The organism is Candidatus Falkowbacteria bacterium, from assembly GCA_026396835.1.
In the GTDB taxonomy this organism is placed as follows: domain Bacteria; phylum Patescibacteriota; class Patescibacteriia; order Patescibacteriales; family Patescibacteriaceae; genus Patescibacterium.
The window spans coordinates 18,924-35,085 of the sequence record JAPLWA010000003.1; the positions used below are offsets into that span (position 1 = coordinate 18,924).

Here is a 16,162-nt window from a genome sequence, read left to right on the forward strand (position 1 = left end):
ATTTTATTCGTCTGTTAAAATTTTTTTTACTTTATCAACAATCTCTGTTGGGTCATAGTAAGCTTTAACCCAAAAATCAAGCGCTCCGTAAATCAAGCCCTTCTCTCTATAAGCCGGTTCACTTAAATTACTCAACAATACAACTGGAATAGCGGCAGTAGTCTTGCTTCTTTTTAATTTTTTCAAAAGCATAATACCATCTTCGTCTGGCAACATAATATCAAGCATAATCAAATCAGGCTTAAAAATTGAAGCTTCAGCAAAACCTTCTTCGGCTGTCATAGCACCATGAACAACAAAGCCCTCAGTTAAGAACTTCAAACTGTACATTGAAAGAAGAAACTTATCATCTTCAATAAAGAGTATTTTTACCTTTTTCTTCATAATATTAGTTCTGTATAACACGCATCACTTCTTCAATTGTAGTCATACCCTGAATAACCTTAATTAGTCCGTCTTGTTGCATTGTCAAGAAAGGTTGATTAGCTCTCACGTCCTCAATCGTCATAGAACCGCCTTTCTTTAAAATAAGATTTTTCATATCAGAGTTAACGTCAACAATTTCAGCAATACAAACACGTTCGCGATAACCAGATTTACCACAGTGAGAGCAACCTTCACCATGATAGAATTTAATATTATTAATATCAAAATCAGGAATCGACTGTTTAATTATGTCAACTGGTATTTCGGCCAATTTCTTTTTTAAATCTTGGAAAAAAGTTTCTTCTAATTTGACCTCGGCCTTACAATATGAGCAAATACGTCGAGTCAAGCGCTGCGCCATAGACATGTTAAGAACTGAGCCAAGCAAAAATGGTTCAACTTTCATATCAAGCAAACGAGCGATACTACCAACAGCGTCTTTGGTGTGCAAAGTTGAAACAACTAAGTGTCCTGTTAGCGCTGAGTGAATAGCTAGCTCAGCTGTTTCGTTATCACGAATTTCTCCGACCATGATAATATCTGGATCTTGACGCAAAATAGATCTTAAACCGCTCGCAAAAGTGAAACCGATTTCTGGACGAATCTGAGATTGGTTAATACCTTTCATAGAATATTCTACCGGATCTTCCAAGGTAACAATGTTCGATGACTCAAGGTTTAACAAACTAAGCAAGGCATACAAAGTCGTGGTTTTACCAGAACCAGTCGGACCTGTTACCAGCATAATACCATCAGTCTTTTTGATAGCAGTTTCAATAACCTTGTAGTTATGGCCCATGAAACCGAGATTATCTAAAGTAAATACATTGCGGGTGTTGTCCAACACACGCATAACAATCTTTTCATCACCCATTAAAGGCATTGAAGAAACACGGAAATCAATTTCACGATTATTGATAACTAAACGAATACGACCGTCTTGTGGCGATCTAGTTTCATCAAGCTTTAAATTGGATAAAACCTTAATACGAGCCACGATTGAAGCGTGAATATCTTTTGGCAACACTAAAGAGTTATGTAACATGCCGTCAATACGATAGCGCACGCGAGTCTCCTTAGGTAATGGCTCAATGTGAATATCACTCGCTCCGCCCTCGACGGCGTGTCGAATAATAACTGACACAATTTTAGCGACTGGAGCATCCTTAACAATCCCCTCAAACTGAACCGTGTCATCCTTCTTTATGTCTGTTTCTTTTTTATCAGAGTCCTCTTTAGCCTTAACCGCTAAAGCCGAGGAAATTTCTTTACTAAAATTTTTGTACTTACTAAAAACATTATTAAAACTAAAACTGGAAATTAAAAAATAATCAACTTTAAGCTTATTCTTCTGAGCTAAGAAATCCATCGCTTCGATTGCTTTGAAGTTTTCACCGTCAACTAAACCAACTTTTACTCTATCTTTATCTTTATCGAAGGCAACAATTTTATAATGCTCAGAAACATTGGTTGGCACAATATTTAGAATTTCCTCAGGAACTTCTTTGTCAGCTAAATCAACGTAAGAGAAGTTTAAAAACGCAGCCTTAGCCTTAACAAAGTCTTCAATGTTAATCAGATTCTTTTCATAGATTATTTCTTCAACCGGCTTATTAGAAGTACTTGATTCGGCTAACAGTTCGGCCGCGGTTTGTGCACTAATAAGACTACGACTTGAAACGAAGTCTAAAAGTTTTTTTTGCTTATCTATAAAATTCTGATTAACAACCATAGTATGACTTAAAATGGATCAAAGGGGCTGCTACGACGCAGCTCTATTTTTGGCTTAGCTGACGGGGTTACTGTTCCACTTACAGTGCCGCCGCCGCCAGTGTTGTTACCTGCTTCAGCTAACTCTCCTTTAGCTAAAATTGGCTCAAGCGAAGTAAATTTCTTATCATTTAGAAGACCGAACTTCAGGTCTTTCTCACTAATCATACCACGAGAACTTGGGGTGTAAACATTTAAATTTAATTGCTTGTTTGGGAAAAACCAACTATTAAAATTCATAATAACAAAAACTAAAACTCCGCAAACTCCCAGAGCAATCGCATAAGTTATTATTAAACTTTTATTACCTTCAAAAAGCATATCTATTGTTCAAGATGATAAGTAAGTAATTTAACACCTCCCGAACGAGCAACTGGATCAAAATTTAAATCAGTCACATCCATAATTCTTAAACTAGACTCTAGTCGAGCTAAAAGTCTCTTTAACTGCTCATAATTTATACTCTTAACATCAAAAGATACCTGAACCAAACCCAATTTATCAAAAGATTGACCCTTTTTTGATTCATCACTGATTTTAATCATTTTTTCTTTTGAATTATCAAGCGGAGTTATAACAACATTATCAATTATAGCACCTCTTTCTTTTACTGCCTTATCAACTTCACGCAATAAAATAATTTTTAATCTATCAATATCTTGGCCCGCTGACAGAATAAGATCGATTTTATCTTTATCAGATTGATTGATAGATGTTTTATATAAATTTTTTATATCATTAAGCTGCTTAAGATAGCTAACCTTTTCATCATACTCTGTTTTACGAAAAGATAGCTCTGTATCATTATTTATAAAATCATATTTTGGCTTTATTAACCACCAGTAACCAGCCGCTAAAATAATTAAACAAATTAAAATAATAAACCAATTAAAAAAGCCAGCGAAAATATTAAAGGCCACAACTCTTACGTTTTTCAAAAGCGCATTTTCTGGTTTATTAGCTTTAAAATTTATCTTATTATCCATAAAAAACTACTTTATAAAAATCTTCTGATCTAAAGACATTTCAAGATCAAACTTAACAGTCGATGGTTTATCGGCAGTGGCAGGCACCGTCTGAGACGCACTATACTGAACAGTTCTAAGCATATTATACCCCTTCATAACTTCAAGCTGTAACGATATCGCATCAAGATTACGAGCAATAGAGGGGATCTTATATTTACCAGACAAATCACCTGAAAAGCTAGTGAAATAAACGTCTTTTAAGGTATTATTTTCCAAGAAAACGAAGAAGTTTGTCCAATAGACATGATTATTGAGAATATAGCTTACGGCATCAAGCTTCTTATTAAAAGCTGTTATTTCTTTTAGTTCACTCTCGCTTTTTACAACTTCGTTGTTTATAGCTGCCTGATTTGCAAAAGTTGATTTATTATCATTAAGCTTCTCTTTTTGCCAAATCAATAAACTGACATAAACCAAACTGATAGCCAAACAGCACAGAATAAGAGACAGTGATAGAGTTAACATTTTTTGTTGCCAATTAAAGAACAACACCACCTGATCTTTTATTAAGTTAGCCTTAACACCATTGTAAGATTGCCAAAAACGACTTTCTACTTCATTCTTGCTCATAACAGCCGACTCGGCTTCTCTTTCGTTAGACAATTTTTTTGCCAAAGAAGTTTTAGAAAACAAAGTAGATAGCTTTTCAAAAAAATTAATACTGTTCTTTGCTTTCACCTGAACTATTGGCGATGGCACTGCTAACTCTACCTTACGACTTTCTATTTTTGGCGCAACAGACGGAGCCGGTGCTTCTATTTCCTCAACGCTTTCAGCTGTTTCTTTAGAATTAAAAATCGGATCTTCAAGCAGTTTTTTTTCTACAGGATATATATCTTGAGAATTCGGAATTTTATCAACAATCGGTTCTGGTATGACAACTTCTTTTTCAACTTCAGCTGGCCTGGGTATTTCTAAAACCGTTTCTGCTTTATATACCTCTTGTTTAAGCTCAGGCTGAGAAATAAATTTATCAAGCTCTTTCTTTGGAACTGGCTTAAGTATTTTTTTATTATCATTAACGACTGGTATGTCAGATTTAGTATTACTGTGACGCAATAAATTTTCATAAGAACGCCTCTGTCGCAAGAGCTCAGTGTGTTCCCTGCTCCTATCTCGCTCTAATCTCTCTATATCTCTTTTTGTCTGCAGAGTATTTACAGTTTTTTTGGTTTTATTTAAAAAACGAGAAATCTTTTTTACAAAAACAAAAAGTCCGCCCAACGACTTCTTAGTACCGGATAAATCTTTTGCTCCGGTTGATTTAATGTGAGGCGAATATGCCATACCTTTTACAAATACGAAACCATTTACTTATGATCAAATTCTCGCATAGCTAAACCGATAGCAACCGCTAGACGGGGTCCGATTTTATCAAGAATCGGTTTTAACTCAAATGGATAAGCCACTCTGAACCAAGGATCACCAACAATAACATTTAAATTGAATTCTTCAGATAAATAGTTTGTTAAACCTGGCAATAAAGCACCGCCACCGGTTAGAATTATTTTTTCTACGCGGCGATTGTCTTTGTTTCCGAAAACTTCAAGAATATATTTTATTTCATTAACAATCGGATTGAAGGCTTCAATAATCATAGCTGGAAGCTTTTCAATATTTTCGCCCTCCCCGTTGTACATTAAGTCATACTTAAACTGCTCTGCTTGTGCCAGGGTCATATTAAGATGAGAAGCAACTGATTGAGTAATATTTATTCCTCCAACGGCGATACTACGATTGATCACGGGAACAGTTTTATCAACCACAAAAATGTTTGTTGTTGTTGATCCAAGTTGAACAATCATAATTGATGAACGGTCATTACCGACCAGTGATCTAATCAGGGCAAAAATTTCTGTTTCTAAGCTTAAAAGATTTAATTGTGCAGTTTTAAAAATGCCAACATAATTTTGGATCAGATTTTTTGGAGCTCCAGTCAGCAAAACTTTATGACCGCCGGCAGTCGCCGCGGCCTCATCAACCATTTGCCAATCAATCACGATATCTTGCAAAGGCAACGGAATAACTTTTTTTGCCTCCCAATTGATAGCGGCTTCAATATCTTTTTTGTTAACACTGTTGTTAATATTTATGATTGAAGAAAAGACTGAAAAGGTAGGCAAAGAAGCTAGCGCTAAATTAGTACTCGTGTGCGCTTTCTGACAAATACTTTTAATCAAGTCTGATGATTTCCTAATATCTAGCGGAGCGCTTTCCTTAGGCATGACCTCACTAAAATGTTCACTGAAACCATAAGTAGCCAAGGCAACTTTGTTGCCATGTTTTTTTAACTCGACTACCTTAACACTCGAAGCATTGATATCAATGCCAAGATAACTTTGAAGCGATGATTTGAAGATTTCCATACAGAAAAACGTCCGACTTATCAACCATTTTGACAGCTGGAGATAAGACGTACTATAATTTAGAAAGATTACCTCTATTATACCATAAAATTACTTATAAACAAAAGCGTTTTACTAAACTTTGATCAACTTAAACAACCATATGATTCTTGCCAATTTTAGTTTTAAAAAAATAGGTCTAATCCTTGTCTTTTTAATCATTGCAGGAGCTATCGGCTGGTTCATTTTCAGTCTTTTCTTCAAAACAAATGTCCAAATCGAACCTGGAGTTGGGACTGAGCAGACCGGGACTGGAACAGGCTTGCCTGAAGCTGGAACTGGCACAGGGACAACAACCACAAATGAAAATGGTCAATTGCCAGGCACACAAAATCAAGGAAACCAAGGCCAAAATCAAGGAAATGAGGCAACTAACCAAGATAACTCAACTGATTTAGGTGTTCAAGCATCTGGTTCAAGAGTTGGCTCTAATGGACAAATCGAATACTACGATAAAAACGACGGCAGATTTTATAAACTAGGAGCTGATGGGAAAGCCGTCGCTTTATCCGATAAACAATTCCCAGATGTCCAAAATATTACCTGGGCACCAAATAGCGACAAAGCAATTTTAGAATTCCCGGATGGCAGTAAAATTCGCTACAACTTTACAAGCAAAGAGCAAGTTACTTTACCTAAGCACTGGGAAGGATTTGACTTTTCACCAACTGGTGACAAAATTGTTGCTAAAAGCATTGGTATAGATCCTGATAACCGCTGGTTAGTTACCGCCAATGACGACGGATCAAAAGCACAGAAGATTGAAGAGCTTGGCGAAAACGGTGACAAAGTAATTTCTTCTTGGTCCCCAAACAACCAAAGTATCGCGCTATTTGTCGACGGTGTTGATTTCAATCGTAAAGAAGTCTTCTTTGTTGGACTAAACGGAGAAAATTTTAAATCAATGGTTGTTGAAGGACGTGGCTTTGAATCAAAATGGTCACCAAAAGGTGATGAATTATTATATAGCGTCTATTCATCAGACAATGATTACAAACCAACTTTATGGTTAGCCGGTGCTCAGGGTGACAGCATTGGTGCTAACCGCCGTCCACTGGGCATAGATACTTGGGCTAACAAATGCTCATTCACTTCGGGCTCTATTTATTGTGCAGTACCACAAACTCTAGAACGCGGCGCCGGTCTCTTTCCTACGACTGCCAACTCAACGCCAGATACTTTATACAGAATAAATCCACAAACCGGAATTAAAGAACAAATTAGCCTAGGTTCAGGCTCATATACTATGAGCAACCTCTCTCTATCAGCTGATGGAATGTATCTTTACTTTACTGACACGACAACTGGTCGTTTGCGTCAAATAAAAGTTAGATAGAATAAATTTCAAGTTATAAATTCCAAATTTCAAAACAATTTTTAATGTTTTAATTTATAATTTTAAAAATTTGTAGCTATTTGTTTTAGAACTTGAAATTTTAAATTTGAAATTAACGTATGTCCAAATCATCAAACATATTCTCTTGTTCTAATTGTGATGCGCAGTATGCAAAATGGCAGGGTCGCTGTAACGAATGTCAGCAATGGGGAACAATTACTCAAGTTGAAACAACTACTAACAACCAACCCTTAGCAACTGCAGCCACAGTTGTTAATTTAGCTGAGCTATCAGGCGAGGATGGTTTTACTAGATTAGAAACTGGCATTGAAGAAATCGATCGCGTTTTTGGCGGTGGTATTGTTAGCGGATCATTAACTTTATTGGCTGGTGAACCTGGTATTGGTAAATCAACTTTAGTCGCGCAAATCGCTAATGAACTAAATGATAAGAATAAAGTTTTATACGCCAGCGGTGAAGAATCATTACCACAAGTTAAATTACGTCTAGAAAGATTAAATTGTTCGCTCGATAAATTTAATTTTATTAGCGATACTGACGTTGATAAAATTGCTGCAGCAGTTGAAAAAAATAATCCCAGCTTAGTCATCATTGACTCTATTCAGACAGTACACACCAATATTGTTCCGGGTGAAGCTGGCAGCATTAATCAGATTCGTGCTTCAGCTGTAAAATTTTTAGAAGTTGCTAAACGAAGAAATATTGCTTTCATTGTCATTGGTCATATCACTAAAGATGGCAGTGTCGCTGGTCCAAAATCATTAGAACACTTAGTTGATACCGTGCTTTATTTAGAGCAAGAAACTGCTCGTGGTTATCAGCTTTTGCGCGCTAGTAAAAATCGTTTTGGCTCAACTAATGAATTAGGTATTTTTGAAATGACTGGCGCAGGCTTTTCTCCGGTTAAAAATCCGTCGGCTGCTTTTCTAGATCATGACAATAACCAAGCTAGTGGTTCGGTTGTAAGTTGCATCATTGAAGGGACTCGTCCCTTTTTAGTGGAAATTCAAGCTTTAGTTACTAAAACGGTCTTTGGTTATCCGCAAAGAAAGGCCAGTGGTTTTGATTTAAATCGCTTGCAAGTTTTAATTGCTGTCATCAATAAACGCACTAAAATTAATCTTTCCAACCAAGATATAATCGTGAACATCGTGGGTGGTTTGAAAGTTGAGGATCCGGGGATCGACGCCGCGATTGCAGCGGCAATTATCTCTTCTTCGCTAGATAAAGCCATAAAAAATAAACAAGCAATACTCGGCGAAATTGGTTTAGGTGGTGAAATTAGAGGTATTTCTAAGGCCAATATGCGTCTTAAAGAATTATCTAAACTTGGCTTTAAATCAGTCCTCTGCCCTAAAGTAGAACAAGCTGCAAAAGAAGTTAGCATCACCAATATAAAAAGCTTAGCTGACTTATTGACGAATCTTTTTTAAAAAAACTTCTAGATAGAGTAAGAGCCTTGGTTAAATTTATAACCAAGGCTCTTTTTTCCAAATCTAATTTTTTTCTTTTTGCTTTATCAATTCTCTTATGAAAGCCGCTAGCTCATAATCCTTGTTATTAATAGCATCTCTCATTTTTTTACTGAGCACTGAAATGTGCTGTGATAAACTTGGATTAGGATCGTCAGCTGATTTAAGAATTTCTTCTATTGGAGTGTTTCCAAAGTCAATAACTTCACCATAAATGTTTTTGTAGACTCCAATATTACAACGTAAACTTTGCTTTTCCCATTTGTGATCAATTTCATTCACACAAGCTACATATCCGCCTTCCCACAGCTTTGTAACTCTAAGGATCATTAAATCGCAAGGTTTATTTGAATATTTACATTCTTCATTAATAAAGCATTCTCCGTCGCCTCTTACCAACATGTGCGCTGGGTCAATATAAGCTGATTCTCTATCTTTTAAATCGTGGAGCTCAGCTTCTTTTTTCTTTAATTTGTCTTCTGGTAATTTTGCCATTTTTTTACCCTTCTTTCTTTATTTAATATTAAGTTATTTTTCCTAGCCCCTTAAAGAACTAAAAAAGATAACTTAATATACTTTTCAAAAAACTAATATTGTAGAATATCATTTTTTATTAATTTTGTCAAGAATAGGGCCTTTAGAGGGCGGCGTAATATCGTCTATATAGAGTAAGAGCCTTGATCGTGTTTTTGACCAAGGCTCTTTGTGTTTGAAATTTCATAAATCATGTAATCCAATCGATAGTTGTTTCACTAAATCTCGTACGCTCATGCTTGCCGTAAGCATTAATAATTATTCTTTTAACATTTAAATTGTACGGTAAGTTTATATCCGTGAATTTGCAAGACAACTTATAAGTACCTAGGCACAATGTACAAAACATCTCATCTATGGCCATGTTTTCATTATAGTACTTAGCCTTATTTAGTTCTGATATTTTACCAAAACACTCGGAGGCACTACTGGTCGTCTTTTTGTATCGACCATTATTAGATCTCTCCTGAACTTGAACCACCTGATTTTTTTCAATTAGCTCAGTAACCATCGACTTAACTTGTTCGACTGTCATATCTTTTCTACCTACTGGCAGAAACTCTCTTAACTTCAATGTTAAGTTGAGAATAATACAACTATATATTACTTTTAAGTAATTCATTTTCTTACCCTTCTATAATTAAGTTTTATTTGATTTTTTAATGTAAACAAGTATTTTTACTTATTTTTATATTATATCACATAATGTCATAATTGTCAATATATGCTAATATGCCTATATTCTAAGAGATTTCAGTTACCCCCCCCCCTAACCCCTCCTTAAGCTCTGCTTGAGGAGGGGTGGGGGTAGAGTAAAAAAAAGTAGAGACGCATAATTATGCATCTCTACTTTTTTGTCTTCAAATGCTTCATGCGCCACTCTTTTATCTTAGCGTGGTTACCAGATAATAATACTGGCGGCACTTTATATTTCTTTTTACCAAATGTAACAACTTCTGGTTTAGTATATTGTGGATATTCTAGAATTCCGACTTTACTATGTGACTCCATGTCTAAACTTTCGCTATTACCTAAAACTTCGGGCAATAAACGAGCCACTGAATCTATGATTGTCATAGCACCTAATTCTCCGCCAGTTAAAACATAATCACCAATGGAAATTTCTTCATCAACTAATTCCATTATTCTTTCATCAATTCCTTCGTAACGACCGCAAATAAAAATTATGGATTCTAAATCTTTGGCATATTTTTTTGCTAACTGCTGATTCCAGGTTTTGCCCTTAGCTGACAACAAAATTACTTTCTGCTTTTTAATTTTAATCTTTTGCAATTCTTTTAAGGCATCATAAACCGGTTCAGCTTTCATAAGCATACCAGCTCCCCCGCCATAAGGTGTATCATCAACCGTATTGTGCTTATCTTTAGTCCAAGCTCTTAAATCATAAGCAATAACTTTAATTAAATTTTTCTTTATTGCACGACCAAGCATACCTACTTTAACGTAAGCGTCAATAACTTCTGGAAAAATTGTTATAACTCGAAATAGCATTTCTTTATCTAAAAAACAAAACCCCGATTTAACGGGGTTCTGCTTTCTAACTTAAATTGTTAGGTTGTCAATTGAAGAAGTATCAATCTGTTCCTCAGCTGGCTTAGAAAACTCCTTACGACCTCTGGTTGAACCTTCTGGCTCGTGAATCTTTAGATTAACGCGAGCGTTGTTTTTCGCACCAACGATCTTCAAGAGGGTTCGGATTGCCTGAGCGGTCTGACCGCGGCGTCCGATTACATATCCCATATCTTCCGGATCAATCTTTAAAGTAAGGAGAACGCCCATTTCATCAACGGTGCGATCGACCTCAACTTTGTCCGGGTGGCCGACAATCGCCTTAACGATTGTTTCCAAAAATGCCTTATCTTGCACTTCTGACATACATTTCTTGCTTGCTAAATTGGCTCTAGAATAGAAAACAATTTGCAAAGTACTTAATAATAAGTGTTGTTATTATAGTCGATAAAAAGTCTCTTGTCAACCCTGAAAAAATTAAAAAACAACCAATATTTAAGCTAAACCGGTATTTCAAAGATTACTTTAAATCCAAAATCCTTACCTCTAGTTTCAGCCCAAATTTTACCTTTATGCGCCTCAACAATTAAACGATTAACATACAAACCTAAACCAAAACCAGATTCTTCTTTTGTGCGGCGTTCAAATTTATCAAACAAATCTTTCAAATCTTTCTCATCTAAGCCAGGGCCAGTATCAATCACCGAAACCTTCAATAATTTATTTTTTAATTCAACCTTCAATGTAATTCCACCCTTCTTAGTATACTTAATAGCATTGTCTAACAAATTTAGTAAAAGTTGTCTCATCATTAATTCATCAGCCTTAACTAAAAATTTCTTTCTTGGCATGGCGGCCGTTAAAACTAATCTTTTAGCCGCTGCTTTTGGTTTTATCTCAGTAATTGTTTCATGAACAACTGACGGAAAATCAAAAGCTTGAAGATTAACATGTATGGCATTGTCTTCTAGCTGAGAAACTTCCAAAAAATTATCAGTCAAACGTATTAGTCTTTCGTTAGCTTGATAGACGGCGGATAAAGCGGCCTTAATTTTTGTTTGTTTTAGCTCCCCTAGCTGGCCTTCTAAAATCATAGAAATATAACCTTTCATAATTGTTAAAGGAGTTCGCAGTTGATGAGAGGCAAGAGAAACAAAATCAGTTTTACTTTTTTTATTAGGACGAGAATATAAATGATAAGCCACTGTAATAATAACAATGACCAATAAACCGCTGGAAAAAATATCTAATAAATCGAGTGTTAGTTGCTCCATATAAACTAATTTTTTTTCTACTAGCGAATCTTTAAATCCTTAAATGGTTTATTTCTCTCATTATTTTCATCTAAAGCATCCAACGCTAAATAATATTGCTGAGGCGATAAATACATTTCCCCTGATCTTCCTACGCCAAGATTAGATGTTAAACGATTTTCATATGATTTTATTATACCCCGCGCTATTTCTTTCTTTCTAGAGGGGCTGGCTTCATCGTCTTCGGAAGTAAGTTCTAGCTCCTTATTCCAATTATCAGTAGTACAAATAGCTGCTACTTGTTGAGGGTTAAGCGTGAGCTTCCCTAAACTTAATTCAGGTGCTTGCTGATAAAGATATCTACAACAATCTTGTTCGATTTCTTTGTCATATAAATTTGGACAAATGCCATCAATTAAGCCGACACCACTCCCCTTTAAGGTTGAAATTATATTGCCCAGCGTATTCCTATAAACCTCAGAGGTTAAAGCAGTGCTAGGTATAGGGAAAATATCTTTTTCATAAAAATAGTCGTGGTGGCCAAAAACAACAGATTTTACTTTGCTTTCACTGATTATTTCACTTAAATTTTCCATGCCTTTTATAGTTTCAATTAGCGGTATAATAGGGACATCAATCCCTCTTTCCTCCAGTATGGATAGCAAGCTCTTAACCTCTTCTAGTGAATCTGTCTTCGACAAAACTATCCCCTCACAAAGAGAATTAAAATTAATTTTTTCCTTCAAGTCTGATAGTAGCTCGACATCTTCCTCCCAAAAGCTTGACCTTAAATCATTAATTCTTAAACAGAATGGCTCATTATCACTCAAAATATATTCTTGCATCGTTTTCCTGGCTTGACGTTTTAATTCAGCGGAGCGATTAACGTCAGTAGCATCTTTTATTGAATCTTCAAAATCAATTATACGAATCGTGTCGCCATTCCCTACAAGTTCTTTAGATTTAGCTAAACTTTTCTCCTGGCTTGCAGGAACAAATAAATAGCTTTTTACCCGTTTTGAGTTATCCATATTGTTACTCCTTACTACCAATAAATAAAGTAAAGGGTACATCCCAGCTAAAATGTTTTTTCTTCATATGAAAATGAGGCATATTTTTAGATTTATAATTTTTTTCTACTATTTTCATTATCTTTTGTATTTTGCCATCATTAATTGGATATCTTTTTTGCAAGTCACTCTGAGGCTGCAAACAACTAAAAGCTTTCCTTTGTTTTATTTTATAAAAATATTTTCTTAGTATCAATTCATACTGAGAACTTCCATTTAATGTCATATCCCGATTAAGAACTTTCTGTATACTTTTAAAAATCTTTCTTTCACTAATACTTTCAAAAGTAATTGCTTGGTCAATATAAAATCCACCACTCTTCAAAACTCTCTTGACCTCACCTAAAACTTTATTTATATCTTTTAGGTTCTTCTCGTAGTGTGTTACGCTCCTAGCACAAACTATGTCAAATGAAGCATTCTTAAATGGTAACTTTTTATTGTCACCAAAAACTTTTTTTGTCGTTGAGTCTAAATTACAATCTAGCCCCTCTTTCCATGTATCAATAATTGTTAAATTAGCCTTAACCTTTAATTTACTAAGACAGCTTTTTATATATTGGCCAACCATTCCATTGCCGCCCCCTATTTCTAGAATATTAACGCTTTTAGGCAAGAGTTTTTTAACTTCTTCAATAGCATTGCTAAAAGGCTTCAATTTTTTTGCATCGCAAAAATAACCACTATATAGACCGAAAAGAAAGTAATCTGGACTTACTTTAAGGCTTTTACATAATTCTAGTTGCTCTTTAATCATATATATATTATAGCAATCTACCAGATAAAACAAAACACGCCCCGCTAAAATCGCGAGACGTGCTTTTTAAGATAAATCTTATAGAGAATAACGAATAAACTTTTCAATCGTTGAACCAGCTAAGACGTCTTTTACCTTTTTAGTATCGTCTTTAACAAATTCTTGATCCATTAAACAAACTTCTTCGTAATATTTATTCATTTTACCAACCAAAATCTTTTCAATCATCTCATCCGGTTTACCTTCTTTCTTAAGTTGTTCGCGGTAAATTTCTTTTTCTTTGTCCATTTCCGCAGGATCAACCTCTGTTGAGTTAATATAGCGTGGGCTAGCTGCTGCGATATGCATAGCAATATCTTTAGCAATCTCAGAGGCACCAGTATTGCTCAAAGCAATCAATACGCCAATATTACCGGCCGGGTGAGCATAACCTGCTATTGTACCGTTTGAAGTTAAACGATCAAAACGACCGATGCCCATTTTTTCTCCAATTACACCTGATAAATGTTTCCAGCTTTCTTCGACAGAAGTACCATCATCTAATTTCAAAGCTAAAACTTCTTCAAGAGTTGCTGGCTTATTATCTATAATAGCGGCTAAAGTTTTTTCACCAAGATTTTTAAATTGATCGTTTCGTACTACAAAATCTGTTTCAGCATTAAGCTCTAAAAGACAAGCTTCTTTAGCATCGTCGCTAACAGAAACTAAAACTACACCAGCGTGAGTTTCGCGATCGCCTCTTTTAGCAGCCTTGGCAATTCCTTTTTTACGTAAGATTTCAATCGCTTTTTCAATATCACCACCGGCTTCGGTTAAAGCGGCTTTACAGTCAACAATACCAGCGCCAGTTCGGTCGCGAAGTTGTTTTATTTCTTCCATATATTTATGTTAATTTTTTCCGCCGAAGGCGGACCAGCCTTTGGCTGGAATTTTGTAATTTTTATTTGGACTTGCCATTCCGAAGTCCCGACAAAATATCGGGGCGTAGTATGGTTTATTCTTTATTTGAGACAATGGCTTTCTCTTTAGCTTCTTTGGCGTTATTTCTAGCCTCTATAACAGTATCTTTGATAAGACCCAAGACTAGAGTTACAGCCTTACTAGCATCATCATTAGAAGGAATAATATATTCTATTCCTTGTGGGTTAACGTTAGTATCACAGACAGCAATAATTGGAATACGACGTTTCTTAGCTTCAGCTAAAGCTGTTTCTTCGTGCTTAATATCCCAAATGAAAATAATATCAGGTGTACGATTCAATGTAATCAAACCACCAACGCTGGCGGAAAGTTTCTTGATTCTGCGATCAAATTGAATGCGTTCTTTTTTAGTATATTTTTCTAACTTACCACTTTCTTTTTTCTCTAATAAATCTTGGTAAGCTCTGATTGAGTTACGAATAATATTAAAATTGGTCAATGTTCCGCCGAGCCAACGTTCAACAACGTAAGCTACTCCAGCTTCTTGAGCCATCTCTTTTAGATGAGTCTTAACCTGATTTTTCGTACCAACCATTAAAATGGTTTTACCTTCAGCAATTGAGCGTGACATAAAAGTTAGAGCGTCTTCTAACTTAAGTAATGTCTTCTGAAGATCGATGATATGAATCCCTTTGCGGGCTTCAAAAATATATGGCTTCATTTTTGGGTGCCACTTGTAGGTGCGGTGCCCAAAATGCATGCCGGCTTCTAGCATCTCTTGCACTGATGGCAAGGACACTTTAGATTTTGCGTCTTTCATATTTTCCTTTAATCCTCTACTCCGTTGGCCTTAAAACACACAGTCTTAAGACAAGGAAAATCCAGTGGAGTATGAGAAATGTTAATTAAAATCAACCATGATAAGTCATGATTGGTGCCGTTATTGTAAATTATTATTCTCAATATGTCAATAAAAAACTCAATAATATTGACAAAATAGATACAATATGATGTTATATAATAAATGTCCTTTAAACAACTTAATTAAAAATGAAAAGCTTAAAAATATATAATAAATACAGAGGCATAATTATAGTTGGCGTTGATTGTGGCATAAGCATGCCAATAAGAGAAGTAATACTTAGAGGTTCAGCAGATATTATTCATGTATCAGTGCCGAGCAATCTGCCTCAACCAACTACGGTTGCCTATGCAATTGCAAATAAATATCAAGACAGACAAAACGAAGTGGTAAAATCTTTTGAAGAAATAATCAGGCAGCAGAAAGAAATATATAAGAAAAAAGCTAGCCTTGATTTAAAAATAAAGAATAAGTTTAATCAAAGCTCTAAAAAATTTAACAAACAATCAAATAGTCTTTATAAGGCTTTAAATAACAAAAAGAATTTTCACAACAAACATTAAAACCAGAACGAAACAATGCCTGAAAACAAGAATCTCTTACCTCCGGGTATAAAAAACATTTATGTTGTGTTTGGCTTAGCTCTTCAAAACGAAGACAAAAAAACTAATGTAGCTGATAACAAAAGCAAAAAAGAAAGAACAAATTCTGATTTTTCAAAATTTAGCTCAGGAATGTTCTACATGGCCGCTTTCCACAACGGCCTAAACAAATAGG

Annotated in this window: 19 protein-coding genes; 4 read left to right on the forward strand and 15 right to left on the reverse strand. The window is 35.3% G+C overall.

The window, feature by feature from the left end; genetic code table 11:
* Nucleotides 1–3: 3 nt before the first annotated feature.
* From NTY12_00465 to pilM, 6 genes are read right to left on the reverse strand one after another with little or no spacing between them, the layout of a single operon-like run.
* Entirely contained in the window at nucleotides 4–384 is a 381-nt protein-coding gene (locus NTY12_00465; GenBank protein ID MCX6792480.1) for a response regulator, read from the reverse strand.
* Nucleotides 385–388: 4 nt separating this feature from the next.
* Nucleotides 389–2,158 (reverse strand): GspE/PulE family protein, encoded by a 1,770-nt coding sequence (locus NTY12_00470; GenBank protein ID MCX6792481.1) that lies wholly within the window; start codon nucleotides 2,156–2,158, stop codon nucleotides 389–391.
* 8 nt (nucleotides 2,159–2,166) lie between these two features.
* The gene (locus NTY12_00475; protein MCX6792482.1) at nucleotides 2,167–2,517 is read right to left on the reverse strand and encodes a hypothetical protein; all 351 of its coding nucleotides are present in this window, start codon (nucleotides 2,515–2,517) and stop codon (nucleotides 2,167–2,169) included.
* Between the two features lie 2 nt (nucleotides 2,518–2,519).
* Nucleotides 2,520–3,182 carry a hypothetical protein gene (locus tag NTY12_00480; protein MCX6792483.1) on the reverse strand — a complete coding sequence of 221 codons (663 nt, stop codon included), beginning with the start codon at nucleotides 3,180–3,182 and terminating at the stop codon, nucleotides 2,520–2,522.
* Between the two features lie 6 nt (nucleotides 3,183–3,188).
* Nucleotides 3,189–4,511 carry a hypothetical protein gene (locus NTY12_00485; GenBank protein MCX6792484.1) on the reverse strand — a complete coding sequence of 441 codons (1,323 nt, stop codon included), beginning with the start codon at nucleotides 4,509–4,511 and terminating at the stop codon, nucleotides 3,189–3,191.
* A 23-nt stretch (nucleotides 4,512–4,534) separates the two neighbouring features.
* Nucleotides 4,535–5,590, reverse strand: coding sequence for a type IV pilus assembly protein PilM (pilM, locus tag NTY12_00490; GenBank protein MCX6792485.1), 1,056 nt, complete (start codon nucleotides 5,588–5,590; stop codon nucleotides 4,535–4,537).
* A gap of 142 nt (nucleotides 5,591–5,732) precedes the next feature.
* On the opposite strand from pilM, the gene NTY12_00495 reads away from it, so the two are divergent.
* Complete coding sequence (locus NTY12_00495) at nucleotides 5,733–6,965, forward strand: hypothetical protein (protein MCX6792486.1); 1,233 nt, start codon at nucleotides 5,733–5,735, stop codon at nucleotides 6,963–6,965.
* Nucleotides 6,966–7,084: 119 nt separating this feature from the next.
* Nucleotides 7,085–8,419, forward strand: coding sequence for a DNA repair protein RadA (gene radA / locus NTY12_00500; protein MCX6792487.1), 1,335 nt, complete (start codon nucleotides 7,085–7,087; stop codon nucleotides 8,417–8,419).
* Nucleotides 8,420–8,482: 63 nt separating this feature from the next.
* Here radA and NTY12_00505 read toward each other — a convergent pair whose 3' ends face one another.
* The 9 genes from NTY12_00505 to rpsB all read right to left on the reverse strand — a co-directional run bounded on the left by NTY12_00505 (nucleotide 8,483) and on the right by rpsB (nucleotide 15,343).
* On the reverse strand, nucleotides 8,483–8,953 hold the full coding sequence (locus NTY12_00505) for a UvrB/UvrC motif-containing protein (protein ID MCX6792488.1): 471 nt from the start codon (nucleotides 8,951–8,953) through the stop codon (nucleotides 8,483–8,485).
* 229 nt (nucleotides 8,954–9,182) lie between these two features.
* Entirely contained in the window at nucleotides 9,183–9,527 is a 345-nt protein-coding gene (locus NTY12_00510; protein ID MCX6792489.1) for a hypothetical protein, read from the reverse strand.
* A gap of 311 nt (nucleotides 9,528–9,838) precedes the next feature.
* Nucleotides 9,839–10,504, reverse strand: a complete 666-nt coding sequence (trmD, locus tag NTY12_00515) for a tRNA (guanosine(37)-N1)-methyltransferase TrmD (GenBank protein MCX6792490.1) — start codon at nucleotides 10,502–10,504, stop codon at nucleotides 9,839–9,841.
* A gap of 51 nt (nucleotides 10,505–10,555) precedes the next feature.
* Nucleotides 10,556–10,888: a KH domain-containing protein gene (locus tag NTY12_00520; GenBank protein ID MCX6792491.1), complete on the reverse strand. Its 333-nt coding sequence runs from the start codon at nucleotides 10,886–10,888 to the stop codon at nucleotides 10,556–10,558.
* Between the two features lie 134 nt (nucleotides 10,889–11,022).
* Nucleotides 11,023–11,796, reverse strand: a complete 774-nt coding sequence (locus NTY12_00525) for a HAMP domain-containing sensor histidine kinase (GenBank protein MCX6792492.1) — start codon at nucleotides 11,794–11,796, stop codon at nucleotides 11,023–11,025.
* A gap of 20 nt (nucleotides 11,797–11,816) precedes the next feature.
* Complete coding sequence (locus tag NTY12_00530) at nucleotides 11,817–12,806, reverse strand: aldolase/citrate lyase family protein (protein ID MCX6792493.1); 990 nt, start codon at nucleotides 12,804–12,806, stop codon at nucleotides 11,817–11,819.
* A gap of 4 nt (nucleotides 12,807–12,810) precedes the next feature.
* Nucleotides 12,811–13,602: a class I SAM-dependent methyltransferase gene (locus tag NTY12_00535; protein MCX6792494.1), complete on the reverse strand. Its 792-nt coding sequence runs from the start codon at nucleotides 13,600–13,602 to the stop codon at nucleotides 12,811–12,813.
* A 78-nt stretch (nucleotides 13,603–13,680) separates the two neighbouring features.
* Nucleotides 13,681–14,481, reverse strand: coding sequence for a translation elongation factor Ts (gene tsf / locus NTY12_00540; GenBank protein MCX6792495.1), 801 nt, complete (start codon nucleotides 14,479–14,481; stop codon nucleotides 13,681–13,683).
* A gap of 115 nt (nucleotides 14,482–14,596) precedes the next feature.
* A complete protein-coding gene (gene rpsB, locus NTY12_00545) occupies nucleotides 14,597–15,343 on the reverse strand; it encodes a 30S ribosomal protein S2 (GenBank protein MCX6792496.1) in 747 nt (248 codons plus the stop codon).
* A gap of 230 nt (nucleotides 15,344–15,573) precedes the next feature.
* Between rpsB and NTY12_00550 the strand changes: the two genes are divergently transcribed.
* Entirely contained in the window at nucleotides 15,574–15,948 is a 375-nt protein-coding gene (locus NTY12_00550; GenBank protein ID MCX6792497.1) for a hypothetical protein, read from the forward strand.
* A gap of 15 nt (nucleotides 15,949–15,963) precedes the next feature.
* On the forward strand, nucleotides 15,964–16,161 hold the full coding sequence (locus NTY12_00555) for a hypothetical protein (GenBank protein ID MCX6792498.1): 198 nt from the start codon (nucleotides 15,964–15,966) through the stop codon (nucleotides 16,159–16,161).
* The last annotated feature ends 1 nt before the right edge of the window (nucleotide 16,162 follow it).